21 protein-coding genes are annotated in these 25225 nt (G+C 63.1%); 8 read left to right on the plus strand and 13 right to left on the minus strand.

Annotation, left to right across the window (positions count from 1 at the left end):
- Positions 1-101 precede the first annotated feature (101 nt).
- From BMI88_RS10375 to BMI88_RS10385, 3 genes are read right to left on the minus strand one after another with little or no spacing between them, the layout of a single operon-like run.
- Positions 102-1529 (minus strand): nickel-dependent hydrogenase large subunit, encoded by a 1428-nt coding sequence (locus tag BMI88_RS10375; RefSeq protein ID WP_078548352.1) that lies wholly within the window; start codon positions 1527-1529, stop codon positions 102-104.
- Positions 1526-2524, minus strand: a complete 999-nt coding sequence (locus tag BMI88_RS10380; protein ID WP_078548353.1) for a HupU protein — start codon at positions 2522-2524, stop codon at positions 1526-1528. Before BMI88_RS10380 ends, BMI88_RS10375 begins: the two co-directional genes overlap by 4 nt.
- Complete coding sequence (locus BMI88_RS10385; RefSeq protein WP_078548354.1) at positions 2521-3912, minus strand: ATP-binding protein; 1392 nt, start codon at positions 3910-3912, stop codon at positions 2521-2523. The genes BMI88_RS10380 and BMI88_RS10385 overlap by 4 nt, the downstream gene beginning before the upstream one ends.
- Positions 3913-4169: 257 nt before the next feature.
- On the opposite strand from BMI88_RS10385, the gene BMI88_RS10390 reads away from it, so the two are divergent.
- Positions 4170-5588: a serine hydrolase gene (locus tag BMI88_RS10390; protein ID WP_078548355.1), complete on the plus strand. Its 1419-nt coding sequence runs from the start codon at positions 4170-4172 to the stop codon at positions 5586-5588.
- Here BMI88_RS10390 and cysK read toward each other — a convergent pair.
- The 3 genes from cysK to BMI88_RS10405 form a co-directional block, all read right to left on the minus strand.
- Entirely contained in the window at positions 5543-6508 is a 966-nt protein-coding gene (gene cysK / locus BMI88_RS10395) for a cysteine synthase A (RefSeq protein WP_078548356.1), read from the minus strand. The genes BMI88_RS10390 and cysK overlap by 46 nt on opposite strands.
- 591 nt (positions 6509-7099) lie before the next feature.
- Complete coding sequence (locus tag BMI88_RS10400; RefSeq protein ID WP_078548357.1) at positions 7100-8059, minus strand: glycosyltransferase family 2 protein; 960 nt, start codon at positions 8057-8059, stop codon at positions 7100-7102.
- Between the two features lie 67 nt (positions 8060-8126).
- Entirely contained in the window at positions 8127-9134 is a 1008-nt protein-coding gene (locus BMI88_RS10405; protein ID WP_078548359.1) for a glycosyltransferase, read from the minus strand.
- A gap of 713 nt (positions 9135-9847) precedes the next feature.
- Here BMI88_RS10405 and BMI88_RS10410 point away from each other — a divergent pair.
- The 5 genes from BMI88_RS10410 to BMI88_RS10430 all read left to right on the plus strand — a co-directional run bounded on the left by BMI88_RS10410 (position 9848) and on the right by BMI88_RS10430 (position 15765).
- Positions 9848-11008 carry a hypothetical protein gene (locus BMI88_RS10410; RefSeq protein WP_078548360.1) on the plus strand — a complete coding sequence of 387 codons (1161 nt, stop codon included), beginning with the start codon at positions 9848-9850 and terminating at the stop codon, positions 11006-11008.
- On the plus strand, positions 11005-11994 hold the full coding sequence (locus BMI88_RS10415; protein WP_246831861.1) for a glycosyltransferase family 2 protein: 990 nt from the start codon (positions 11005-11007) through the stop codon (positions 11992-11994). Before BMI88_RS10410 ends, BMI88_RS10415 begins: the two co-directional genes overlap by 4 nt.
- Entirely contained in the window at positions 11991-12971 is a 981-nt protein-coding gene (locus BMI88_RS10420) for a glycosyltransferase (RefSeq protein WP_078549768.1), read from the plus strand. The genes BMI88_RS10415 and BMI88_RS10420 overlap by 4 nt, the downstream gene beginning before the upstream one ends.
- On the plus strand, positions 12968-15409 hold the full coding sequence (locus tag BMI88_RS10425) for a GNVR domain-containing protein (RefSeq protein ID WP_146684035.1): 2442 nt from the start codon (positions 12968-12970) through the stop codon (positions 15407-15409). Before BMI88_RS10420 ends, BMI88_RS10425 begins: the two co-directional genes overlap by 4 nt.
- 74 nt (positions 15410-15483) lie before the next feature.
- Entirely contained in the window at positions 15484-15765 is a 282-nt protein-coding gene (locus BMI88_RS10430) for a hypothetical protein (RefSeq protein WP_078520455.1), read from the plus strand.
- A 21-nt stretch (positions 15766-15786) separates the two neighbouring features.
- Here the strand turns inward: BMI88_RS10430 and BMI88_RS10435 are convergent, their stop codons facing one another.
- The 6 genes from BMI88_RS10435 to BMI88_RS19920 all read right to left on the minus strand — a co-directional run bounded on the left by BMI88_RS10435 (position 15787) and on the right by BMI88_RS19920 (position 21418).
- Positions 15787-17610, minus strand: a complete 1824-nt coding sequence (locus tag BMI88_RS10435; protein ID WP_078548367.1) for an ABC transporter ATP-binding protein — start codon at positions 17608-17610, stop codon at positions 15787-15789.
- Entirely contained in the window at positions 17607-18593 is a 987-nt protein-coding gene (locus tag BMI88_RS10440) for a hypothetical protein (RefSeq protein ID WP_078548369.1), read from the minus strand. The genes BMI88_RS10435 and BMI88_RS10440 overlap by 4 nt, the downstream gene beginning before the upstream one ends.
- Positions 18590-20479: an asparagine synthase-related protein gene (locus tag BMI88_RS10445; protein WP_078548371.1), complete on the minus strand. Its 1890-nt coding sequence runs from the start codon at positions 20477-20479 to the stop codon at positions 18590-18592. The genes BMI88_RS10440 and BMI88_RS10445 overlap by 4 nt, the downstream gene beginning before the upstream one ends.
- On the minus strand, positions 20476-20883 hold the full coding sequence (locus BMI88_RS10450; protein ID WP_210402027.1) for a lasso peptide biosynthesis B2 protein: 408 nt from the start codon (positions 20881-20883) through the stop codon (positions 20476-20478). Before BMI88_RS10450 ends, BMI88_RS10445 begins: the two co-directional genes overlap by 4 nt.
- A gap of 40 nt (positions 20884-20923) precedes the next feature.
- Positions 20924-21196 carry a PqqD family protein gene (locus BMI88_RS10455; protein WP_078548375.1) on the minus strand — a complete coding sequence of 91 codons (273 nt, stop codon included), beginning with the start codon at positions 21194-21196 and terminating at the stop codon, positions 20924-20926.
- Positions 21197-21283: 87 nt separating this feature from the next.
- Positions 21284-21418 (minus strand): hypothetical protein, encoded by a 135-nt coding sequence (locus tag BMI88_RS19920; protein ID WP_256365664.1) that lies wholly within the window; start codon positions 21416-21418, stop codon positions 21284-21286.
- A 346-nt stretch (positions 21419-21764) separates the two neighbouring features.
- Between BMI88_RS19920 and BMI88_RS10460 the strand changes: the two genes are divergently transcribed.
- Both BMI88_RS10460 and BMI88_RS10465 read left to right on the plus strand, forming a co-directional pair.
- Positions 21765-22871 (plus strand): nucleotidyltransferase family protein, encoded by a 1107-nt coding sequence (locus BMI88_RS10460; protein ID WP_078548377.1) that lies wholly within the window; start codon positions 21765-21767, stop codon positions 22869-22871.
- Positions 22868-23851, plus strand: coding sequence for a glycosyltransferase family 2 protein (locus tag BMI88_RS10465; protein WP_078548379.1), 984 nt, complete (start codon positions 22868-22870; stop codon positions 23849-23851). The genes BMI88_RS10460 and BMI88_RS10465 overlap by 4 nt, the downstream gene beginning before the upstream one ends.
- A 25-nt stretch (positions 23852-23876) precedes the next feature.
- On the opposite strand, the gene BMI88_RS10470 is transcribed toward BMI88_RS10465, so the two are convergent.
- Positions 23877-25076: a glycosyltransferase gene (locus BMI88_RS10470; RefSeq protein WP_168173969.1), complete on the minus strand. Its 1200-nt coding sequence runs from the start codon at positions 25074-25076 to the stop codon at positions 23877-23879.
- Positions 25077-25225 lie beyond the last annotated feature (149 nt).

The raw sequence follows: 25225 nt of genomic DNA on the forward strand, positions 1-25225 counted from the left end.
TCCTCTTGGCTCAAATATCCCGGGGGTTTGGCGGCGGAGCCCCCATTTTCGTCAACGTTTCTCGCCCTCCGGCGAAAGCAGGCGCCGCGCCCCCAACTTACTCAATGCACCGTGCAGACCATGCAGGGATCGAAGCTGCGCACGATATGCTGCACCGAGACCGGGGTGGTCTCGCCCGCCGCGACCGGCGCGCCGACCAGCGCGGCCTCCAGCGGGCCCGGCACACCCTCCGCGTCGCGCGGGCTGAAATTCCACGTCGTCGGCGCGATGATCTGATAAGAGGCGATGCGCCCGTCCTCGATCCGCAGCCAATGGCCCAGCGCGCCGCGCGCGGCCTCCACCAGCCCCGCGCCCTGCCCTGCCTCGGGCAGATCGCCCTGCACCATGAACGCAGCCCCGGGGTCGATCCCGCGCGCCAGACGCTCCATGAAGGCTTGCGTGCGTGCCAGCTCCAGCAGCCGCCCTGCAACCCGCGCCAGCACGCCGCCGCCCGCCAGCGCCCGCGCAAGCGGATGCCCGTCCACGACCTGCCGCGCGAGCGCGCCGGTCTCCACCGTCTGCCCGTTCAGCCGCGGCGCCTTGCACCAGCTGTAGGCGGCGTCGCGCATCGCCTCGTCGGGACGTGTCTCGCCCTGCCAGGGATGCGCCTGCGCCCCCAGCATCCATGCATGGCTGAGGTCTTCCGTGATCGCGCCGAAATCGACCGCGCCCAAAGCCCCGTCCCACAGCCCGCGCCCGAAGCCGAACCCTTCGGCCAGCGGATAGGCTCCGAAGCTCATATACCGGCCCGAGCCGCGCCCGAGCCGGTCCAGATCCAGATCGGCCGCGATGCGCAGGAAGAGACCCGCATCGCCCGCCTCCCATGCCATCAGCTGATCGACGGTCTCAATCGCACAGAAGGCCTCGAGCGACCCGCCGAAAACCACCTCCTCCAGATAGCGCCGGAAAGCGCGCAACGTCGTCTCGATGCGCACCTTGTCGCGCGGTCCCGGCGCGCGCGTCACGCCGCCGGGCTGGATTGCGAGCGTATGGGGCCATTTGCCCGCCATCAGCCCGAGGATATGCATCAGCTCGGCACGCGCCGCGACCGCCGCACGCTGCGCGCCGCCCTCGGCGGGGGTAAACCGCGCCACGGCCCGATCGAACCACGGATTACCTGCGTAAACGGGGCGGATGAAATCGGGCATGAAGAACAGGTTGAAATGGAACAGGTGGTCCGAGAGATTCTCGACCGCATGGATCAGCGCCGCCATGGCCGCGCCCTGCGGCGTGGGCTCCAGCCCCATCGCAGCCCCCAGCGCGCGCGCCGCCGCCGCCGACTGGCTGATCGAGCAGATGCCGCAGATCCGCGGCGTGATCGTCAGCGCATCGCGCGGGTCTTTGCCTTCCAGCATCCGTTCGAACCCGCGATAGAGCGGCGAGTTCACGCGGGCCTCAGCCACCGCCCCATCGGCGAGGTCGAGATGCACTTCCAGATCGCCCTCGACCCGATTGAACGGGCCCACGACAAGGCGCGGCGTCTCTGTCATCTGCGTCCTTTCGGCTTGCGGATCGTCGGCGTCACCTCGACCCGGTCGGCAACCGCGTTCTTCGCGATCCGCTCGGGCGTCGCCGCCTTTGACAGCGAGGCGAGCGCCATGAACCACGCTTTGGGCATATCGGTCGGAAGCCCCACCGGGATGCCCGCAATCTTCGGCGTCTCGGTAAAGGAATGGCGTGGTTCCTCGAATTCGGGCGCGGTGCAGTTGATGCAGGGGTATCCGCCCGAGGTGCATGACCCGTCGCCGTTCCACGGCCGAATATTGCAATCGCCCACGGCCTGCGTGCCGATGCAGCCTAAGTTCTCCATCATGCAGCCGATATCGGACAGCTCCACTGCCGAGGCCTTGTATTCGTAGAACTCGTTTTTCGAGCAGCCATGATGGACGAGGTGCTTGGCATAAAACAGCGGCCGCCCGAAGGCGTCGAGATCTTCCGCCCCCAGCGCGCCTTCATTCAGCAGCATAAGCGTCTCGGTCACCCAGTCGGGATGGGTCGGGCAGCCCGCCACGTTGATCACCGGCAGGCCAGAGCCCGAACGGAACTCCACCGGCAGCGCTCCGCCCGGCAGCGCACCGTCATATTGTACGCCGACCGCATCGGAGGGGTTGCCGCCCGCCGAGGTCACGCCGCCATAAGTCGCGCAGGTGCCCACCGCGACGACATGGCGGGCTTTCGGCGCGAGGCTTACCACCCAGTCGAGCATCGAGCGCCCGGTGCCGGACACCATCTGGAACTTGCCCGTTCCGCGCGGCCCGCGGGCGATGGAGCCCTCGACGGCCAGCACGTCCAGTTCGATCTCGCCGCTCTCGACCGCCTCGAAAATCGCGCGCACCTCCGCCCCAGTTTCGAGGCTGACTGTCGGGTGCCAGAGGAACTCGATCCCCGCCCCGCCCAGCGTGTCGAAGACATTCGGGGATTCCGCGCAGAGGAGCGACATGGTGCAGCCGCCGCAGCCAGCCGCTTGCAGCCAGAGAACCTTCATTCCGCTCCCTCACCCAGTTCCAGATCGAAGGAGAAACAGGCCCCGCCCAGCGCCGACCCTTTCGGGCAGAGCCGCAGACGCCCGCCATGTTCCTCGATGATCTTATGGCTGATCGCAAGGCCCAGCCCCGTGCCCGCACCCACCGCCTTGGTGGTGAAGAACGGATCGAAGATCGCCTGCGTCAGCTCTTCGGTCACGCCGGGGCCATTGTCGCCAACCGACAGCGTGCCGCGCCCCTCAATCACGCGCGCGTCGACCTCGATCCGGCCGGAGCCCTCTTCCAACCCGGAGAGCGCGTCGATCGCATTTTGCACGAGGTTCATCACGACCTGCTGGATATGTCCCTGCCGACCGCGCACCTGCAGCGTCTCCGCGCCGGTGAAGGCGATCTCGACCCCGGCCTTGGAGCCGCGCTGCACCCAGTTCGCCGCCACCCGCGCGGTCTCGACCAGATCGAAGACGACCATCTCGCCCGAGCCTTCGGCACTCAGCCGCCGCAGATCCTCGACGATGTCGCGCACCCGTTCGGCCCCGTCGCGCGCGCCCTCGATGGCCGAGCGCAGGTTGCGGATTTCGCGGTCGAGCTTCAGCTCCTCGCGCAGGGCGATAAGCGCCTCTCGATCCGCTCCGGCCTGCACTTTCTCGAAATAGGCCTCGAACTTGCCCGCATAGCGCTCCAGCGCATGGGTATTCGCGTAGACGAAGGAAATCGGGTTGTTCAGTTCATGCGCGACGCCTGCAAGCAGACGGCCCAGCGAGGCCAACTTCTCGTTGCGCACCAGCTGCGCCTGCGTCGATTTCAGTTCTTCGTGGCTGCGCTCCAGCTCGGAATAGGCTTGGCGCAACTCGCCCAAGGGTCGCCCGGTCAGCACATAGCCCGCGATGCGAGAGCGTTCGTCCATGCGCGGGCTGATCGACAGCTCCAGCGGCGCGGGGCCTTCCGGCCCGCTCAGCGCCGCTTCGATCGTCACCGGCTTGCGGGTATTCGCAGCCTCCGCCAGCCCGCGATCCAAGGCCTCGACCGAGCGCGCATCGAACATGCCTGCGAGCTTGCGTCCGTGCCACGCGCCGGGCGGCTCGCCAGTCAGGCTTGCGACCGAGGCCGAGGTTTCCAGCACCTCGCCCGAGCGCGAAATCACGATCAGCGCATCCGAGACCGAGGCGAGGATCGAGCCCAGAAACGAGCGCAGATCCTCCAGTTCGTGGTTCTGCTGCTCCAGCCGCTCCTGATAGTCCACCAGATCGGCATAGGTCCGGTCGACCGCCGAGAGCACATCGAACCAGACGTCTTCGCCCTCCCCTTCGCCAGCGCCCGGCGCGTGGCGCAGCAGCCCGGCCAAGGTCGGGTCCAAAGGGTGCTGGCTATCGGGTGCGGACTCGCGCGACATGACACTCTCAAAGCCGGGCGCGACGGGCGCCCATCCCTTATCGCTAGCCCATTCGCGGCGCTCAGTCCATGATCTCGGGCCCCGTACCGAAGGGCGCATTTCGTGTCAAAAGACGCGCCATACCCCAAGATGACCTTCCGTCAGCCCGCGCCTCGCCCTCTTGGCAAGGGCGCGCGCTTTGCCAAAACTACAGCGCGAGCGCAAACAGGCGGGTGACTTGGCGCGTCCGGCGCGGCGGGAACCCGAGGGAGGACGAGATGCGGGGATGGAAAGCGGTGCTTGCCGGGATCGGCGGGCTCGTCGTGGTTACGGTGCTCTACGCGGTTATGGTGCCGCCGGAACTGCTGCGCGTGGGCGCTGGCTATAGCGCGAAGATCACCTGCTCGGCGGAAGCGCTGCAAGGCCGCGACCCCGACGAAGTTCTCGAAACCGATGTGCAGGCGCCGGGCAACCCGTTGCTGCGCGCCTTCTGGGTCAGCACGGATCGCCGGGCAGGCCGGGTCCGGGCCGCCTTCGCCGGGATCATCGCGCCCACCACCGCCGAGGAGCGCGTCGGCCTTGGCTGCGCGACCTACCCCGATGGCAATCTGGCCGACGCCGGCGATCAAAGCGCCCCGTCGGCGCCGGGACCGAGCAAGAGCGCCGCTCTTTGGCCCACCGGTGCGCAGACCGACCTGACCGGTCAAGGCCGCTTCGAAGCGGTCTTGCGCGACGATGCGCTGACCGGGCCGGGGATGCGCGCGGTGGTGGTGATCAAGGATGGCAAGCTGGTGGCCGAACGCTACAGCGATGGCTTCGATGCCGCGACGCCGCTTCTGGGCTGGTCGATGACGAAGACCGTCACCGCGGCCCTTGTCGGCACCGCGATCGAGGCGGGCAAGCTGCGGATGGACCAAAGCGACCTGCTGCCCGAATGGCAGGGCGACGACCGTGCGAAGATCACCGTCGCGCAGCTGATGTCGATGTCGAGCGGGCTGCGCTTCAACGAGGATTACGGCGACGTCTCGGATGTGACGCGGATGCTCTATCTCGAGCCGGACATGGCGAAATTCGCAGCCTCCCAGCCGCTCGATCATCCGCCGGGCACTCATTTCAGCTATTCCAGCGGCACCGCCGTGCTGCTGTCGCGCATCTGGCAAAATGCGGTGGGCGACACCTCCACCGCGCTCGCCTGGCCGCGCCGCAAGCTGTTCGATCCGCTCGGGATGAGCTCGGCCACGCTCGAGACCGACGCCTCCGGGACCTTCGTGGGCAGTTCCTACCTCTACGCCACCGCGCGGGACTGGGCGCGTTTCGGCCAGTTCCTGCTACAGGATGGCACATGGGATGGGCGGCAATTGCTGCCCGCCGAATTCGTGCAGCGGATGCATGCGCCCGCCCCGACCGACGGGGTCTATGGGCAGGGCATGACTTGGCTTGCGGGGCCGAGTAATCAGCAGAAAGCGGGCGATGACGCGCGGTTCGGGCTGCCCGCCGACACCTACTGGCTCGAGGGGCATGACGGGCAGACCGTCACCGTGGTCCCCTCGGCCGATATGGTCGTGGTGCGGATGGGACTGACACCGTCGGACCTGAACTACCGCCCGCAGAAGCTGGTGGCGGCATTGCTGGAGGCGGCGAAGGCGACGGCTCACGCCTCGTCGAACATCCCTTCGAACAGCGCCGAAGACAGGTAACGCTCGCCGGAATCCGGCAGCACGACGACGATGGTCTTGCCCGCGTTCTCCGGTTCGCGCGCGAGGCGCAGGGCCGCAGCCGCAGCCGCGCCGCAGGAGATCCCGGCCAAGATGCCCTCTTCGCGCGCCAGCCGCCGGGCGGTCTCGATCGCCTCGTCATTGCTGACCTGCTCGATCCGGTCCACCAGATCCATGTCGAGCACCTTCGGCACGAAGCCCGCCCCGATGCCCTGAATCTTGTGCGGACCGGGGTGCAGCCCCTCGCCCGCGCGGGCCTGCGTGAGAACCGGGCTGGCCTCGGGCTCGACCGCGACCGAGATCACCGGCAGGCCCTTTTCCTTTTTCAGATAACGCGAGACGCCGGTGATCGTCCCGCCCGTGCCGACGCCCGCGACGAAGATATCGACCACGCCATCGGTATCCTCGAAAATCTCCGGCCCCGTGGTCTTCTCGTGAATCTCGGGGTTCGCCGGGTTGTTGAACTGCTGCAGCAGCACGTAGCGGTCGGGATCGGAGGCCGCGATCTCCTCGGCCTTGGCGATCGCCCCCTTCATGCCCTGCGCCCCTTCGGTCAGCACGAGCTTCGCGCCATAGGCCAGCAGCAGCTTGCGACGCTCGATGCTCATCGTGTCGGGCATGGTCAGCGTGATCGGAATGCCGCGCGAGGCGGCGACGAAGGCCAGCGCGATCCCGGTATTGCCCGAGGTCGGCTCGACGATCTCCTTGCCGGGACCGAGCAAGCCGCGCTCCTCGGCATCCCAGATCATGTTCGCACCGACGCGGCACTTCACCGACCACGCCGGGTTGCGCCCTTCGATCTTGGCCAGAACGGTCGCGCCCGCCCCCTCGGTCATGCGGTTGAGCCGCACCAGCGGCGTGTTTCCGATGCTGAGCGAATTGTCTTCGTAAATACGTGCCATGCGCGCGCTCCCTTCCTGTCGTTTGCCGCGCCATCAAAGAGCAACACGCGCGGAAGGGAAAGACGAAAGCCTCGCATCGCTGCGAGGCTTCCACTTCTTTACCGGGCAACTGGCAGCACCCGGAGCTTTCCGAACGCCGTTACGAGAAGGCCAAATCCGGCGGACAGTACGAGCCGTGTCCGTCATAATCGTCATCCTTGTGTCCGCGACCGCGGCCGCCATGCGTCAGATCTTCGAGAGACCCCAAATGTTTCAATTTGGGCCGCTCATACCGGATGGCGTCATTTTTGCTTCGAGAATTTTCAATCACCACATATACCCCCACGTTTGATTGAATATAGAAAGGGTTACACAGCTCTGATGAACCGCTAGCGGTTTTTGCAGCGATTCAATCCGCGGTTGCGCGCGCATTAAAAAGTCACCCGAAAATGCTTAAAAAACGCGCATTTACGGGCTGGATTCCTGATTTTAATGGAATTGCGATCGGCGGCGGCTGGCCGAAACCCCCTGCGCAAGACACGAGGGAATCGCCTGACCGTCAGCTATTCGCGGCGGAACGTCCTGCTTTCACACACTTAATGCGTGTTAATTTCAGTTACTTACTCTCGGCAAAGTGGCATCTACAGAGGAATGAGCGCGGCCGACAAAGCGCACGGCATTCCGCTTCAAGATCGCCTTTGGCTGGAAATTCCCCGGAACCCCGTTCGCCGCAATTCCCGCCTTCTGGAGCGCCTCGATCCGTGCCGAACGCGGTATCCGCAGAACCTCGCCAGAAAGAAACGCTTCCTTCGCCTCTGGCGAGGTTCGGGCCCAGATCGCCCGTTGAAGCCGCGTGATCGACGCCTTGAGATCAAGCTCGCGCCGCAGCCACCCCTTGTCGAGGCCCAGATTTCTCGTGGTCGATGTCTCGTTCTCTGCCCAGGCGGCCAACCGCTCCCGGCTGACATAGACAGGTTCGGAGATCAGAGCCGTGCGCAGATATTCCTCCAGCGTCGGGATCGTATCGACCTTCACCGCCAGACTGCCCTCCATCTTGCGCGACCAGAACAGCGCACCATTCGACACGCCGATCGACCCAAAGATCGCCAGATGGACCTCTTCGGGCGTGTAGGTGCGCTCGTCATAGACATCATCGAAAATGCCCTTGTCGCCGAGACGGGCGTTGGGCGTCCGGCTTTCGTGCTCGATGACCTGGCTCAGCATGCAGAGGTTCACCCCCTGCTGGGTGCAAATCTCGTGGCCTCGCGCAAGGTAGTCAGGGAAGACCTGATTATCGTCTTCCAGCATGCAGAAATAATCGGCCTTGTAGGGGTTCTCCTTGAGAAAGCAGTCATCGAGATTGCGCGTCATGAATTTCTGCGGGCGGTTCTGCACGTAGTGAACCCGCGGATCGCCAATCTCTTCGACCATCGCGCGGCCGCTCGCATCGGGGCAGTCATCGCGCACCTCACAGACCCAGTCCTCGAAGGTCTGCGCCTGAAGCGTGCCTATGGCGCGCCGCAACAGGTCGGGGCGCCGATAGGTCGGCATACGCACGAGCGCTAACGGCATTGGAACACCTTCCTCGTCGAAAAGAGGTTTGACCGACCGCGGCGCACCGGACGTTTACAGTTCGGCATCACGCGATCCTCTCAAACAAGTTCAGAAAGCGTCGCGCGCCGCGCTCGAGGGAAAGCTCGTCGAGGATGTATTCGCGCGGCTGATATTCCGGCAACCGCGCCCAGAAGTCCTCGAACCGGTCTTCCATATTCGCACGCGTCCAACGCAGCCCGCATCGATCGTCGAAATAAGGAACGGCCGAGACTTCCAAGCCTTCGGGGACGAATTTGGCGCCGAGCGGGTCGACGAGTTCGCCCTCGTCCCACGCAAAGACCGGAACGCCGGAAGACATCGCCTCCTGATAAGCAAGGCCTTGGGTTTCGTGCTCGGTCACGAAGATCAATGCACGCCCTTTGGCCAAGGCGCTGCGATACTCGGCCAACTCGTGCTCGCCATATTTCAGCTCGACCGAACTCAGGCCGCGGCGGTCGAGCATGGCCCGCAGCGGCTGCATCGTATCCGCCTCGCGCGCGGCGTGGTTCCAGCGGATCTTGTTGTAGATGACACAGTCGATCTGCTTTCGGTTCTCAGCGAGAAGCGGCCAGCGGTCCGTATCGATCCCGACGAACATCGGCGCCATTTTCGCGGCTACCTGAGGCGTATAAAGCCGGATCGGCCATTCCGACGGCTGCGTGACGATCTGATAGTTCCGCTCGGCCAGCATCGCCTCGGCACGGTCCGGATAGGGTACCCAGCCGGGCCCGAACAGGGTCGGATTGGGCAGATCGACATCGCTCCAGACCGACTGATGACCGGCAATGGCGATCGGCCTGTCCGGTGACCGACGGGCGAGCGCGAAATCATTGATCCGAACGTCATACCCGTTTCGCCGCAGACTTTCCGTCAGGTTCAGGAACGCTGTGAAGAACCCGGTATAGGGCTGCTTGCGCTTCAGCTTGCGGTAGCTGCGCCGCGCAACCCCGCGCAGCTGCGAAAGCTGCCGCCCCAGAGGCATCTCCCAGGCGCGCATCTCGTAACCGTCATAGAAGACGGGAATGACCTTGTTCGTGAAAGCTGCCCCAGCCAACGTCCACCTTCCCCTTCGCGCTGCGATCGCGCCGCAAACCGAAGTGGCTTTTCGGGGATCACATGCCCCGCACGCGACGCCCTATGCACTTCAGATGTCCTCCAAGGGTTTCCATGACGCGCCGCTCCGAGCCAGCCCGCAGGCAATTCCCGCCACTCGTGCAGCCATGGACGCACAATCACTCAGCAGTGAAAGGTGCAAAAGATGCCAAGCGCCTATTCAGCAGGCATTTTATCGACAACCCACTAACGAATTCCCGCAAACTCCATTTCTGAATAGGCAACCAACCGGGTTTTCTCAGAGCGCGCGTCGAAAGAACTCTCATTGCGTAAATAGAATCGCTACCAAAGCGCCAAGCAGCCTCGCTGCAGCGCAGAAAGCGCCGCCGATTATTCGTTCACATTACGCACAGTTTCTAAGCGCCTTGGATATTCGCGCGACGTTTCCGCATGCCGCGCGGTAATTCGGCAAACCTGCCCTCCTTAGCATTTGACCGGAAACTGCCCAGATCGAAGCCTGATTTTGCGGTGGTTGGTTTTCGTCCGCTCCGCGCCGCGTTTCAGGCGATCTGGAGGAAGTTGAATGACTCGAAGTGGGCCCGATGCGAATGTCCCGCCCCTGCAGACTGACGGTCACGCGGACCATGTGCAGATCGGTGACTGCCACGCCGTTGATCGCGCGGCAGCGTGAGCGCAGGGAAGACGGCTTTCAAGATGCGTTTGATCTACCTCGTTCATGACCTCGATGATGCCGCGATCTGGCGACGCGTTCAGATGTTGCGCGCTGGCGGCGCCGAGGTGACGCTTGCGGGGTTCCAACGCTCAGCGCGGCCACTGCCGGAGCCTGCGCTCATTCTCGGGCATACCGCAAACGGGAAAATGGCGCAGCGCGCGCTCTCGGTGCTCAAGGCCCTCCCCGGTCTCGACAAGCAGTTTCCGACGCTCCAGGAGACCGATGTCATCATCGCTCGCAATCTCGAAATGCTCGCGCTCGGGGCGTATCTCAAGCGACGCGCACCGACGGCACGTCTCGTCTACGAACTGCTCGACGTGCATCGCCTGTTGTCGGGGAACGGTCCGGCGTCCAAGGCGATCCGCGCGATTGAAGCGGCGGCGCTCAAATCCGCCTCGGGGCTTCTGTATTCCTCGGAAGGGTTCAAGCGCGGCCACCCTCAGCCGTTCGAGAAGCTCGCGCCGCACCTGTGCCTGATTGAAAACAAGCCGCTCGCGCTTGATCCGGCACAGCTTAGCACACGCACGCGCCCTCTGGAGGGGCCGCTGCAGATTGGCTGGAATGGAATTCTCCGGTGCCGCTGGTCGCTGGACACGCTCGACGAACTCACCCGCAACGCACCGGGACATTTCCGGATCAAGTTGCGCGGACGTCCGGCGCTCGATCAACTCCCGGATTTCCATGAGCGCGTCGCCGCAAATCCTGATCTCGAATTTGGCGGCCCCTATACTGCGCCCGATGATCTTGATGAGATTTACGACGCGGTCGATCTTGCCTGGCTGATCGACCGCTACGAGGCCGGAGAGAATTCGGACTGGCTGCTGCCAAATCGCCTTTACGAAGGCTGCCTGCATGGTGCGGTCCCGGTGGTTCTGTCGGGAACCGAGGTCGCACGACGTACCGAAACTCTCGGCATCGGGGTTCAGGTGGCAGAACCGTCGAGCGCGTCGGTCGCGCAAGCCTTTACCGACCTGAGCAATGCGGATCTCCAGAAGCTTCGGCAAGCGGTCGCTGCAAAGCCACGCTCCACCTGGGAGGCGGGTCACGCAGAATGCCGCGCGCTCGTGTCCTGGTTGGCGGATCTTCCCACGCTTGGCGCGCCTCGCAGCGACGCCACGCATCTGCGGGAGGCGCAATCGTGAGCCGCATTCTCATCGTCATCCCCACGCTGAATGAGATCGACCATATCGCCTCGGTCATCTCGGCGCTTTTGCCCTTCGCGCGCGCCCAAGACGCGACCGTCATAGTGGCAGACGGCGGATCGACGGACGGGACCTGCGCCATAGTCGAGAAAATGGCACAGGAAACGCCGCAAATCGTCCTGCTGCACAACCCCGACAGGCTGCAGGCCGCAGCGGTCAACCTCGCCGTGGAGCGTTTCGGCGACGACGCGGAATGGTTGATCCGTGTGGACGCACACAGCGCCTACCCGAGCGATTTCTGCGAAACGCTGATGAACGAGGCCATTGTGACTGGCGCCGACAGCGTCGTCGTGCGGATGCGCGCCGAAGGTGTCTCCCCGTTGCAGACCCAGATCGCGCGGGCTCAGAATTCGCGCTTTGGGAATGGTGGGTCGGCACATCGCGGCGCAGGGGAAGGCCGTTGGGTCACTCACGGTCATCATGCCCTGTTTCGGCTGAACGCCTTTCGGTCGGTCGGGGGTTACAACACCACATTCAGCCATAACGAGGATGCGGAACTCGACCACCGCCTGATCCGCGCGGGCTTCAAGATCTGGCTGACCGCAAGCACCTTCGTCCGCTACTTCCCGCGCAAATCCCTGCGCGATCTCGCGTCGCAATATTTCCGGTTCGGCAAGGGACGCGCCCGCACGCTTGCCTTGCATCGGGAACGCCCGGCGATGCGACAGGCGATCGTCGCAGCTCTGGCACCGGCACTCGCTCTTGTCGTGCTGGCCCCGCTGCACCCGGTCTTCGCCCTGCCCGCGATCATCTGGCTTCTGGGCTGCGCGGTTGCTGGACTGGCGATCGCGATCCAGACGAAGCGCCTCGCCAATCTCACGGCTGGCCCGATTGCGGGTATCATGCATCTGGCCTGGTCCGCGGGGTTCTGGGCGCAGATTTTGGGCAATAGCATTCCAACCATCTGTCGCGGGGTGCCCGAGTGACCAGTCCGAAGCGCAACGACAAGATCGGCATCGGCCTGTGTACTTATCGCCGCGAAATCGTGCGCGACACCCTCGCGTCGCTTGCCGAAACGCTCCCGCCGGATCTCGATATCTGCGTCATCGTCGCGGATAACGATCTTGAACCCTCGTCCGAAGACCGGGTTCGTTCGGTGCCGCTTCCCTTCGAGCTGCACTATCTGCACGCGCCCGCCCACAACATCTCGATCGCGCGCAATGCGGTTCTCGACGCGGCCGAGGCGCAAGACTTGGACTGCCTCGCCTTCCTCGATGATGACGAGCGCGCCCTACCCGGCTGGCTCCCTGCCCTGATGGAGGCGCGCCAATCCGAAGAGAGCGCCGCGGTGATCGGCCCCGTGCGCGCCTACCACAATGACGCGGCTCCCGAATGGATGCGCGCTGGCCATATCCACGACACCCTCGCCGAGCACGATAGCGAAGGGCGCGTGCGCGCGGGCTACACCTGCAACGTGTTGCTCGACCTGAAACACCCCGCCGTCTCTGGCCTGCGGTTCGATCCCGAATTCGGTCGCAGCGGCGGCGAAGACACGATCTTCTTCGACCAGATCAAGCGCCGCGGCGGGACGCTTGCCTACGCCCCGGACGCGTGGCTCGAAGAGGATGTGCCTGCTGAACGCGCGCGGCTTTCGTGGCTTTTGCGGCGCCGCTTCCGCATGGGCCAGACCCATGCCGTTCTGGTCTCGCAGGGCAAGACGTTCGCTGCACGAATGATCGAACTCGGACGCGCCGGTGCGAAAGCACTCGCCTGTCTCGGACTTTCGCTGGGCCACGTCACCGACCTCTTGGCGCGCAACCGGAATCTGATGCGCGCGGCCTTGCATATTGGTGTCGTCTGGCGACTTGCCGGCGGAAGCCGAACGGAAATCTATGGCGGCGCATCTGCCGATGCCACGCACAACACAGCCTCAAGGCGCAACGCGCGAGGAACGACCTCTTGAGACAGACGCAATTCAAATTCGCAGATACCAGCAACGATCTCGAGCGGCCGATCTCGAAACCGCCCGAAACCGTAACGCTGGGCCAGCTCACGCGTATCCTGCGTCGTCGGCGGTGGTCGATCATCGTGCCCGTCGTGATCCTCGGTATCCTCGGGATCATCTATCTGGCGACCACGCCGCGCAGTTACCTTGCAAATTCACTGCTGCTGCTGGATGCGAATATCAGCCGGTCGATCGAACAGCTCGGGGCTTCGGAGAGCAACAATCTCAGCGAGTCCGCGCTTGAGGATGCCCGGCTGATCATCCGCTCCGACCGGATCTCGCAATCGGTCGTGAAGGAGCTCGACCTTCTCGACAATCCCTCCTTCACGTCGCCGCCGAGCTCGCTGTTTTCCCGGCTGATCGGCGGCGCGATCAACACGATCCGCACACCGATCAACTGGCTACGCTCGAAGCCCGAACCGAGCGGCACAACCACTCTGACGCCCGAACAGATCACCGCCGCGCGGCAAGACCTCGCCGCGCGCGCCCTGCAAGCGCGCATCGATGTCGGGCGTGTCGGCAGAAGCTCCGTGATCTCTATCAGCTACGAGTCCTACGATCCGGCCATGAGCGCCGCGATCGTGAATTCGCTCGCCGAGGGCTACATCGCCGATGTCCTCAACGCGAATTTCGAAGCGACCGAGCGGACGACGAACTGGATGCAGGACCGCCTGACGGAGCTGCAAAATCAGGCGCAACAAGCCGCGCTCGATGCGGAGACCTTCCGGGCCGAGCATGGGCTCGTCTCCTCGCGCGGCGTTTCGATGACAAAGGATTCCGTCGTCCAGCTCAATGCCGAGATGGCCAATGCGGTCAGCGATGTGGCCCGCGCACGGGCGCGCGTCGATACCTACAACCAGATCATTGCCGGTGGGGTCCAAGCCCTCGTCGATGGCGGCTCCACCGGGGTTGGCGGCGGAAGCGACCCGGCCCTGCAGCAAGCCCGCGATACGCTCACCGACTCGCTGGCGATGCTCAATCAGATCAAGACGAACTTCGGCGAAGATCACCCGCAGTATAAGGTGGTCCAACGACAGGTTCAGGCGGCTGCGGAACGCCTGTTCACCCTTCTCAAGCAAGGAAGCGCACAGGCGAAGAGCGATCTTTCAAGCGCCGAAGCGAAGGTCGATGCGCTCAAGAACAGCCTCGGCCTCGCGATCGACAGCGACACGAGTTCCGGCACCGTCGAGGTTCAATATAGCGCGCTGCAGCAACGCGCCGACACGCTCTCGACCCTGTACCAGGCGTTCCTGACGAAGTTTCAGGAGATCGAACAACAGAAATCCTTCCCCGTCTCGAACGTGCGGATCCTGACCAAGGCGGACGTGCCGCGCAACCCGGTCGGCCCGAGCACGAAGCGCGCGCTTGCGATCTCGATCGTGCTCGGGTTGATCATCGGGATGATGATCACGGCCTGGCAGGAATGGCGGGAGCGTTTCCTGCGTACCTCGGATGACGTTCAGGACGAAACCGGTGGACCGTTCCTCGGCTATCTGCCGGAGTTCGAAACCTCGGCGCAGTCGGAACCGGTCCGATCGATCACAAGCACCGCCGTGTTCCAGAACCTGCGGGACGGGCTCGCCGAGAATATCTCGAAACCGAGAAACGGGTCGCATTCGACCAGTGAAAGCGCCATTTACGCCGTGCGCCACCCCAGATCTTTCTTCGCGGAAACCTTGCGCAGCGTGCGGCTCGCCGCAGAAATCCGCGCGCCGGTCGAGACCGGGGCAATCGTTCTGGGGGTCACCTCCGCACGTCCCGAGGAAGGCAAATCGACGGTCTCTCTCAATCTGGCTGCCGTGCTCAACATGTCCAACGCACGGGTGCTCTTGATCGATAGCGACATCCGGCGCCCGGGGCTCAGCCAGCGCCTCGGCTTCCGCCATGGCGACGGACTTGTCGAAGTGCTCGCCGGCCGCGCGCCTTGGCGCAACCTGGTGCGTGAGGTGGAAGGCACCGGTGTGCATATCCTGCCCTGCATTCCGCCGAATGGCTTCACCCACAGCGCCGAGCTGTTGTCCTCACGCGGCATGCGCGAGTTGATCGCCGAGGTGCGCAGCGAGTTCGATTTCGTGATCATCGACCTCGCCCCGCTCGGCGCGATCGTCGATGCGCGTGCCATGATCCCGAACCTCGACACCGTGCTCCTCGTGGCAAGCTGGGGCAAGACGCCGAAGTTGATGCTGAACCGCATCCTCTCGGCCAATGCAGCTTTGCGCGAGCGCCTCTTGGGAACGGTGCTGAACCGCGTGGATATGGAAGACTTGCGTGACTTCGTCGACGTCTCCAGCACCGAGGCCTATTTCGAAGATTACAACGGATATTTCGGGGATCCGGGAAAAAGCTGGGACAAGCCCGAAATGCGCGGCACAAATACCAACACACGCAACAATTGAATTTCAAATGCTTGACCGGTTATTATCGAGAAGGTAACCGCTTGAACCCAGCCCAAGTTTCGGAGTGCCAAGCCATGCGCTTGATGCCATTTCTCGTCGTCCTGACTCTTGTCACGATCATCGCTGGCGCGGTCGGGTTCTGGAATGGCATGTCTTTGGGAATGGTCGCGATTTTGTGTATTGCGATCTTCTTTCTCGGTCAGATCCTGTACGTCGGCCTCGTCGCCATCATGACCCGCGAGGAAACGGCCCGGAGAAAGAATCAAGGGCGCGCGCAAGCCGGTCGCGAGGCTTCGGACGACAATACGACGTCGCAAGTTTCGCGCGGCGCCTACCTCAATCAGGAAAATCGCTGAGCTTCAGCGCACCGTTTAATGTCACACCGCGCGGCTCGTGCTGCGTTCGGCATCACGCATTTTCATGAACCTTGCGTCGGGCTTGGTGCGCAGGATCGCAGGCGCACCGCTTTCGACGATCCGACCCTCTTCCAACGCGAAAACCATATCCGCGAATTCGACCATCGAATAACGATGCGCGATCGTGAGGATAGCCATCGGGGTTTCGATCTTCGCAAGGTTCGCCACGATACGGTTCTGACTTTGCCAATCGAGCGCGCTCGTCGCCTCGTCGAGGATCAGCAGCTCGGGCTTTCTCAGCAAAGCGCGTGCCAGCGCGATCCGCTGGCGTTCGCCCCCTGACAACAGCACGCCACGCTCGCCCAGCAGAGTGTCGAGCTGCGCGGGAAGCGAGAAGACGAAGTCCGCGGACGCGACGCGGAGGGCCGCCTCCATGTCTTGCTGATCCGCCTCCGGCGCGCCAACTTGCAGAGCTTCGCGCACCGTCATCGGTGGCAGATAGGTGTCCTGCGTGACGTATGAAATCCGGTGCCGCCAGCTCCGGATATCCATCGGATCGAGGTCTTGACCGTCGATGAGGATCTTGCCGGTCTCGGGCCGGATGAGGCCGCAAATCAGATCCGCGATGGTCGATTTTCCAGAGCCCGACGGCCCGATCAGCGCCGTCACCTCGCCCGCGCGAACCGTAAGGCTGACATCCTCCAAAGCACGCGGCAGGCCTTCGCCGTGACGATAGGATACGTTCTCCAGCCGGATCTCGTGCCATGGCGCGCGCGTCGCGATCGGCAATCCCGCTGCAACGTCGCGCTGGCGGATCATCTCACCCTGGACATTTCGAATGTGCTGCCACCCCGGTAAATTCACCAAAAACATCTGCGCCTGCTGCTGAAGCGTCATGAACCGCGGGGCCAGCCGCATCATCACGAGCAGCAAGACGACAATCTCGGAAATCGCGAGGCCGAGCTGCACGAGCGACAGGTAAATGAAGATCACCGCGCCGATCGCCTGAGCGATCTGAAAAATCCCGGAGCCGGTCGCGGTGCGCCGCGCGAATTCGCGCGTATCGGTTCGTTCCATATCAAGGATCGCGTCGAACCCCGCGATCTCCGCCTCCTCGAGGTTCATCGCTTTCGCCGTCTTGAGCCCCGACAGGAAACCCGAGACCGCACGAAACTGATCGCGACGAAGCCCCTGCAGCTTCACACCATATTCCGCCGACATTTTCCGGTAAGGCCTGAGGGCGAGAAAGGCGACGACGCCAAATACGGCGGATAACACCGTCATCGGCACGGAAATCATGAGCCCCAGCGCCACGTAGAGCACAAGCGATGCAGAGCCCTGGATAAGCGACATCAACAACATCGATGCCATCCGAACCCGCTCCACCTCGCCGACCAGCGCATGTTCCAGATCGGCGTTGCGCTGGCGAACCAGATGATCCCACCGGCTCTCGGCGATGGCGGAAAACAAACCATGCCGCAAGATCGCGGAGAACCTCAGCTGGATGTCGGTGACATAGACCGTGCGCATCCGATTGAACAAAGCCTGCAGAATGAGAAAGCAGACGAGCATCGAGAGCAGCACGGCGAGCGGGAGCGTAAAGGCGGGAAGCGTCACGCCCATGAATTCGCGCTCAGTGATCTCGATGATCGGCGCGCCTTCCTCCGAACGGGAGACGAGGCTCAGGATCGGCAGAAGCAGAAGGACGGAAATGCCTTCGCTGAGGCTGCTCAGCATCAGCATGCCCAAGGCGATATAGAGCTTGTTGCCCGCCGCACGACGCATCGTCGTGAAGAGGTTGCGCGCCTCGCTGAGAGACGCCCTGGCGGAGAGAACGTCGCTCAATCCTCGTCTCCGGTCATTGCGCGATCCGAATTCAGATCGGCGCGAATGGCATCTGCGAGGGTGGTCATGGCATCAAGCGTTGCGGGAAGGCGCAGGATGCGGACTTTCACCCTCCCAGCAAGCGCGACGGCGTCCCGGAAATGGCGATTGGCTGGCTCTCCCGACAGCAGGTTCTCTCCGAAGCGCACCCCGTAGGAGAACCGCAGGATCGCGGGCAGCGACTGGCTGGCGGCCACGTCGGCGGTGGAAGCCATCTCGCCCTCTCCGCGTTCGAGGATGTAGAGACGCACGGCGGGGGCCGCATATTCTGCCGTCGCATCGCGAGGAAGCTGCACCCGCTTCTTGTCGATTGCCGCATGCACATCGCCCCGGGCGACGGACTTCTGCGGCCGGTGCGCCTCAAGGGCCGCGTCGGACAGCTTCACCTGACCGAAGCCCGACAGAACCTCCCCATCCGGCGTAAAGGCGACAAGGTCATCTGCAAGGAGCTTGCCCCCGGCATTCAGCAATGCCGCCGCGGAGGTCGACTTTCCCGTGCCCTTATCCGCCATCAGAACGACGGCCTGCCCCCCGAGGGCGACCGCACTCGCATGCAGGACGAAATGCCCCTGACGCCGGAGCGACTCGAACAGGATCGGACCGAGCAGCGGAAACGCGATGAGGTCGTCGCTGACGCCCTCTGCGGGCTCGCAGAGAATTTCCGTACCGTCGAGATTGACGGAGAAGGCCCCGACGGTTTGCCAGTAGAACCGTGTTTCCGTGGCCCCGAACTCGTACCAGGTCGGCAAAGATCTGGCGTTTTCGGGCAGTTCCACCGGCGCGCGGCGAATGCGCAAGCTGCGCGGCTCTGCCACCGAGCCGGCAACGACAGAGGCCAGTTCCGGGAGTTCAATATCGGAAACGACCTGCATGCCATATGTGCTGTAGGAATATGCGGGGGCGCCGAGCCCCTGCGCGGCTTCAATATGTTCGAGTTCGGTCACGCGTGGACCTCCCTTATCGGTTCTATTCCAGATGCAATCGGTTGGCGGGCGCGTTCTTCCCGCTCGAGCCACATGTCGAGCCACGCAGCGCGCCAGAGCTGCATGACCTCCAATCCACCGGCATCGGCGGAGGTGTCGAACAGCGCCCGCGCGGTCTCTTGAAGGCGCGCGATATTGACGTATGGCTCAAGTCGTTCTGGCGGGTTGTCGATATACCGCCGCAACTGTCCCTGCGGATCCTCGCGCATCGCGCGGCGATTGTTGGCGGTGAAGTCGACCTTCGTCGATCTCAATCGGACATGCTCCGGCAGGATGCCTTTCATCGCATCGCGCATCAGCGCGCGCGGCTGTCCGTTCTTGATCTTGTCCGCATCGGAGCGGTTTACGCAAAGCTCGACAACGCGCCGGTCGTAGAATGGGAACCGCAATTGTAGCCCCATGGGGCGCGTGGCTCGATCAAGCAGCTCGAACGCGCTCGGCGTCAGATCCCCGGCGAGCGCGCGCGCATGCGTCGCAAACCCAAATGGCATGTCCGAATAGAGTGCGGTGCTCGCCGCTTCGGAACGCGCGCGCAGATCCAAGCGCGAAACCAGTTCCGGCGAGACGATGCTCAACCAATCCGGTTGGGCCGGATCGCTCGAGCTGAAAAGCCGACGCTGCAACCGACCCGCCAATTTCGCGGCGCTACGGTTTCCGCCGTGGCGCGCATAGGCCATCACAAAGGACGCGACCGCACCACGCCCCCCCGCGAACCCGTGCAGCTTTCTCAGCAACGTCCAAAGCTTCGCCCACTCACCGGACCGGGCGAGTTCGTTGAGATAGGAGAAGGACGCGCCTCCGATGACTTCATCGCCGCCATGCCCGTCGATCAGAACGGCATGCCCATCCGCGCGCGCCGCGGAACAGATCGTGTGCGTCGTCACCATGCCAAAGCCCGGAAACGGCTGTTGCTGGTTCGTCAGAAAAAGGTCCGAAAGCGTTGGATCGAGTGCTGTTCCAACGCCGCCATTCAACATCTTGGGCCGGAAGTTTCCGGCCTCCAGAACGGCATCGATATATTCGCCCTCATCGAGTTCAGGCGCAGAGGGAAACCGCAGCGAGTAGGTCGGGAAAGGTTCCGACGACAAGCGCGATGCGAGGATCGCCAGCGAACTCGAATCCAGGCCCCCGCTGAGCATCGCGGCGGCGGAGCCTCCGCTCATTGCTTCGCCGGTGGCGTCCGAGAGCGCATCTCGCAAGGCCTCGTCAGTTTGCTCGGCCGCGCTCAGGTCGCGGGGCTCGAGGCTCCACCACGTGCGCTGGGGCGACAGGGTGCCATCGCGATAGTGCATCAGCTTTCCCGGAGGCAAGCGGACGATATCTTTCCAAGCCGTGCGCGTCTGATTTGTCAGCTGCCCCGAGAGATGTTCGGTGATCCAGAGGACGTCATGCTCCGGACGGTCTCCGGTCATCGCGATGACAGCTTCGGGATCGCTCGCCAACGCAAGCCCGCGCGCATTGGCCCGGTAGACCACCGGCTTGAGACCAAACCGGTCCCGGACGACAACAAGGGTTGCGCGCTTTGGATCCCAGATTGCGATCGCGAAAGCCCCCTCGAGCACATGGCCGAGCTCGTCGTCGAAGCGATCATAGGCTGCGGCAACAAGTTCGATGGCCGAGCTGTTTGGCGGCATCGCCAGACGCCGCGCCGTGTCGCTCAGGTGGGTCAGGTCCAGGTCTGCCGCGACAAGCGCGCCGGTTGCGCTGCGCGTCGTCTGCGGCCCCGACATGAGAACCGAAGACCGCGCGGATGCTTCAACCACGGCGTTCCGCAGCTCGGGAACGGCTGCCAGCTTGGCGGGATCCGCGAAACCGCCAATTGCGCAATGCAGTGCGGGCCGGTTCATGGGCGCGCCTCGCCTTGCGCAAACGCCGTCATATTCTTCAACAGCGTATGACGCGCGAATTCCGCGCGCGTTCCACCCAGCACGATAATATTGTCGGACATCAACCAGGCATGTGGGCGAAACTCTTCCCCGCCTATCGGCAGCGACAGGCGCACGGTGGAGTCGATCCCGCGACGTGCGAGCAAGAGCTGCCCCGACGTGGCCTGTGTCAAACAGGTCGCTTGCGGGACGAGACGCGCAGCAGCCGCCACGGCCCATGAAATTTCAGCGAGAGTGCCGCGGTCGGCGGCTTTCGGCTCCGGAAAACGCGCGGCGTTGGACACCACGGTCTTGCGCAATGCATCGTGGCGGTGGCGCCACAGATCGACACGCACACGCACGACTGTCACGAGCGCCTCGAACAACAGTCGAGCGTCGTGAAGGATCGGCCGTTTCCAACGCATTTCACGCAGCCTCGACGAGACCGTTTTCGTGAAGGTCGCTCAGGAGCACCGAGACATCCTCGGCAACGGTGTCGCGCGGAACAGAATAAGCGCCCGAAATCGTATCGATAATTTCTTCGACGCTCTTTTGGTCGCCCAATAGATTCCAGACGATAGCGCCGATAGAATCCAGACTGAAATAGGCATTGGAATTTAAATCCAAAATCGCGACGCCGTCACCATAAGGACAAGCAACACATTCGGAACGAACCCGATATTGGGACATTGCATTCATAGACTACCCACCCACACCTTGAGAGCCACGTTGCATAGAGTGGACAGAGGCGAGACCACGCCCCTGTCCTTCTCATTTTTTTACGAATTACGAGAAGGTAAGACCCGCAATATCCGTACCGGGCGGCAGCACCTGGTCGGCGATCGTGGTGCTACCTGCACCGTGGGTCAGGTCTTCGAGCTTGCCGTGCTTTTGAAGCTGCGGACGAGTATACGTTTTCATCAGTAGATACCCCCTTTTGACGTTACGTACTCATTTTGGCTTGCGCCTCCTAAAGTCTTTAATCAGGCTCCACTTGAGTCAAACCTTAGTCCATTCGGAGCGTCACAGCTTCAGTTCGCTGCGAAAATAACAGGCAAAATCAAGGCAATATTCCCGCGGCCGATTTCAGGGGGTCCAATATGCGAGCATCCTGTCCGAAAACCCGCTCAAGAAATGAGCGCGTTAAAATTTCGCCAGAAAGCTGGACATTTAGAATTGCAACCTTGGGGGAATTAAAAAGTCGCGCAATTCAACCTGGGGTTGATCTCTCGATGGATTCGATTCGCGATTTCGTGAAGGTAGGCGCGTGAGCTTTCCGGAGAAAGAGCTCACTTACGTGAAGCGGCGCGACTGTTCGACACAGGTCGAAATTCTCAGGAAGATGGCATCCGGTCAAGCGCCGCCGATCAGCACCGACCCTCGCCTTCTCTTTGAAATCGCGCGCGTGAACAAGCTGTTGATGCACCCCGGGTGGCCAGACCTTCAAGGCGACGCGGCCGAGCAGGTGAACGCTGAGCTCAACTTCGGACGCATGCGCGGAATGGTTTCGAATAATCGCGGGCTGAAGCTCGCCGCCGAGATCACCGAAGCGCTCGATGCTGGCCAGATTCCGCACCTTCACCTGAAAGGCCCGTTGCAGCAAATCCGGCTCTACGGCACGCCCCTTTTCAAGCCGTCCGGGGATGTCGACATACTGGTCGCGCCCAAGGACCGGATCGCGGCGGGAAAGATCCTCGAAGAGGCTGGGTTCAAGCCCACCGAAGCCGAACTCGGCAGCTGGTGGGTGCATTTCCTCGGCGAACGCCATTTCGAAGCGCCCGACCAACCCATCTTCGTGGACTTGCACCATAGCGTCCAACAGCCCGGCTTGCCGCGCCCTCGGAACTTGGTGGGCTTCCTGCATCGGGCGGTGAGGCAGTCGGTCGCGAACAGCACACTGCCGGTGCCGTCCCCGCCAGACATGTGTTTGATCGCCGCAATCACGCTCTGCAAAGCCTTTCTTTCGCATGAACCTGCGGGCTCTGTGGCCCTCGACATGATCAAGGCGTTCGAGAGCCTCGAGTTGGCCGAGCGGGATCAGCTTGAACAGCTCGCCCGACAGACGGGTCTTTCGGAAACGCTGGATTTCGCAATGGCCCTCGCAACCACCAGCATCGGGCAAGACGGCCTCCCGCCGCTATCGCACGAATTGCTTGCCGGTCGTTCCGCGGAAACCGTTCGCGACATGGTCTTCCAGCCTTGGAAGAAAGGGCTGAATTTCCCCAGGCGACGCGAAATTCTTGCAAGCCTCTGCGGGCGCGACCTGTGGCGCCTTGCCCGTGAAAGCAATCGAGCCTTTCTTTCAAATACCTTTCTTAACGTGATCGCCCGCGCACGGAAGCCCGTCGGCGAAGTGGGAGGAAAAAAGCAATGACCCCAGAGATTTGCGTCGTGAGCACCGCCTATAACGCCGAAGACACCATCGGCGATGCGGTCCGGTCTGCGCTCGAACAGCCAGAGGTCGCGGAAGTTGTCGTGGTCGATGATGCCTCCACTGACCGAAGTGCAGAGGCCGCGCAGGAGGCCGCCGCGGGGGACGCGCGTCTGATCGTGCTTAGAAACGACAGCAATCAGGGGCCGGCCGCAGGCCGGAACCGTGCGATCGCCGCCTCCCGGTCCCCGTTTCTGGCAGTGCTCGATGCAGATGACTTTCTGCTCCCCGGCCGCTTCTCGCGCCTCCTCGCCTATGAAGGCTGGGATCTGATCGCGGACAATATCGCCTTCGTGCCCGCCGATATGGCGCAGGCCTTCGATCCCTCGCGACTTCCCGGGGATGATGCGCGCGTTTTCGAACTCGATCTGGCCGGGTTCGTAGAAGGGAATATGGGCAAACGCGGCGAGACGCGGGGCGAACTTGGCTTTCTCAAACCGCTCATGTCGCGCGCCTTTCTGGAGCGGCACGCTCTGCGCTATGACGAAAGCCTGCGGCTGGGCGAGGACTTCGATTTCTATGTGCGCATGCTCGCGCGCGGCGCGAAATTTCTTGTCTCCAATGAATGCGGCTACGCTGCACGCGTGCGGGAAAATTCGCTCTCGGGCCGGCACGGGACGAAGGATCTCGGCGCGCTGATGACAGCGGCCTCTGCACATCTCGACGACCAATCGGTGCCCCGCGCCGCGAATTCCGCCATGCGTCGGCATCACGACCAGATCCGCGACCGCTACCTGCTGCGGCGCTTTCTCGACATCAAGGCGCAGGACGGTCTCGGGGCGGCCTTCGGGTTCTCTATTAAACCGCCGCAGAACTTCATGCCGATCGCCTCGGGTATCCTGCGGGACAAATTGCGTGCGCAAAAGCAACCCGCCGCACCGGTGACGAATACGCTCCGCCTCTTGCTTCGCCCCGAGGACTAAAGCGCGGTCTGCGGGTTAAATCCGCCTATGCCTGCTCCTGCGCCCATTGCGGCAACAGCCACCGCGCCCAGGCCCCTGCCCCATCCAGAGCCTCCGGAATGACGTCATTCGCTTCGGAAAGGGCGCTCAACTTCGCGGCCATTTTCGCGGGCGGCGAGGCCCACATCGCACCGGGCGCGACGGGCCTCGGTACGCTGATGTGTAGTCTTTCCGCGACTGATACGTTTGCGTTTTCATCGATCAGCCCCTCAACCGCTTCCCCGATCCCGAGGGAGACCTGAACAGCGCGGCGCTCTGGGCCAATCGCTTCGTTGCCTTTGCGTCTCTCCGCGAGACTTCGAAGAACTTCCAACGCTAGAGACGGACGCCGCGCCAATGTCATCGTTGCCGCAGGGAACTGCCGGGCTTTCAGATGGGTCACGAGCGCTTCGAACTCAGCCATCTTCTGCAATCCGCGATGGCGCGCGGCCAGCTGCACGGCAACGGCTGGGTCCAGCCCCTCCGACAACCGCTGCTGAGCGCGGATCATCGCACCGATCGCAGCAGACGAAAGCCGATGCGAAATAGAGGCATTATGTCGACGGTACAGATACATCGGGTCGGGCAACACACAGAACTTCGCGCCCTTCAACAAGAGACGTAGGACGAAATCGAAATCCTCACCGATCCGCAGGTCGGGATCGTAGCGCAGATCATCGAGGATCGAACGACGGATCATCGGCTTGAGATACCCAAGCGGCGGGAGCTCGGTCTCCGGCGCCGCAGCCTCGACCCACAGCTTCGCCGTAATCTCGAGCGGAGCCACCAAGGACATCGGTTCAAGCAAAGTGCGACCGCCCGATCCCGGCACGGTCCCGAAGAACACCATGTCATCCGCAATAACATCCGCGCCCAGCGCGTCCGCCCCTTCCAGCATCCGCTCCAGCCGCTCTGGATGCATAAGGTCGTCACTGTCGAGAATGGCGACCCACTCGCCTTTGGCCCGCTCGAGCGCGCGATTGCGTGCGGTGGCCGGGCCGGAAGACGTATCAGCTGTCAGCACTTCGATGCGCGGATCCTGCTGCGCGAAATCCTGTGCAATCGCCACGCTGTCATCATCCGATCCGTCATCGGAGATGATCAGCCGCCAGTCCGATACGGTTTGGCGGCGTAGCGATGCGATTGCAGCCGCGAGATAGGACGCGCCGCACCAGTTCGCCATGATAACCGTGATACGCTCGGCCAAGACAGTCTCCACCAGTGATGAAGACACGCTAGCCCATGCAGGCTGCCGAGTCGGCGGCACGCGCGCCTGACAAGAAAGCTGCCGAAGTCGGGTCTGCATCACGCTGCATTTGCGAGCCACAGAAAGCGAAACGCCAAAAAATCCATCGC

This window comes from Thioclava sp. F36-6, assembly GCF_002020305.1.
Classification (GTDB): domain Bacteria; phylum Pseudomonadota; class Alphaproteobacteria; order Rhodobacterales; family Rhodobacteraceae; genus Thioclava; species Thioclava sediminum.

Coding starts and splice junctions, on each gene's coding strand:
- BMI88_RS10380 (WP_078548353.1), bottom strand. CDS start 2,524: ATGAAGGTTCTCTGGCTGCAAGCGGCTGGCTGCGGCGGCTGCACCATG.
- BMI88_RS10400 (WP_078548357.1), bottom strand. CDS start 8,059: ATGCCGTTAGCGCTCGTGCGTATGCCGACCTATCGGCGCCCCGACCTG.
- BMI88_RS10455 (WP_078548375.1), bottom strand. CDS start 21,196: ATGAATGCAATGTCCCAATATCGGGTTCGTTCCGAATGTGTTGCTTGT.
- BMI88_RS10375 (WP_078548352.1), bottom strand. CDS start 1,529: ATGACAGAGACGCCGCGCCTTGTCGTGGGCCCGTTCAATCGGGTCGAG.
- BMI88_RS10430 (WP_078520455.1), top strand. CDS start 15,484: ATGCGCTTGATGCCATTTCTCGTCGTCCTGACTCTTGTCACGATCATC.
- BMI88_RS10445 (WP_078548371.1), bottom strand. CDS start 20,479: ATGAACCGGCCCGCACTGCATTGCGCAATTGGCGGTTTCGCGGATCCC.
- BMI88_RS10390 (WP_078548355.1), top strand. CDS start 4,170: ATGCGGGGATGGAAAGCGGTGCTTGCCGGGATCGGCGGGCTCGTCGTG.
- BMI88_RS10465 (WP_078548379.1), top strand. CDS start 22,868: ATGACCCCAGAGATTTGCGTCGTGAGCACCGCCTATAACGCCGAAGAC.
- BMI88_RS10385 (WP_078548354.1), bottom strand. CDS start 3,912: ATGTCGCGCGAGTCCGCACCCGATAGCCAGCACCCTTTGGACCCGACC.
- cysK (WP_078548356.1), bottom strand. CDS start 6,508: ATGGCACGTATTTACGAAGACAATTCGCTCAGCATCGGAAACACGCCG.
- BMI88_RS10410 (WP_078548360.1), top strand. CDS start 9,848: ATGCGTTTGATCTACCTCGTTCATGACCTCGATGATGCCGCGATCTGG.
- BMI88_RS19920 (WP_256365664.1), bottom strand. CDS start 21,418: ATGAAAACGTATACTCGTCCGCAGCTTCAAAAGCACGGCAAGCTCGAA.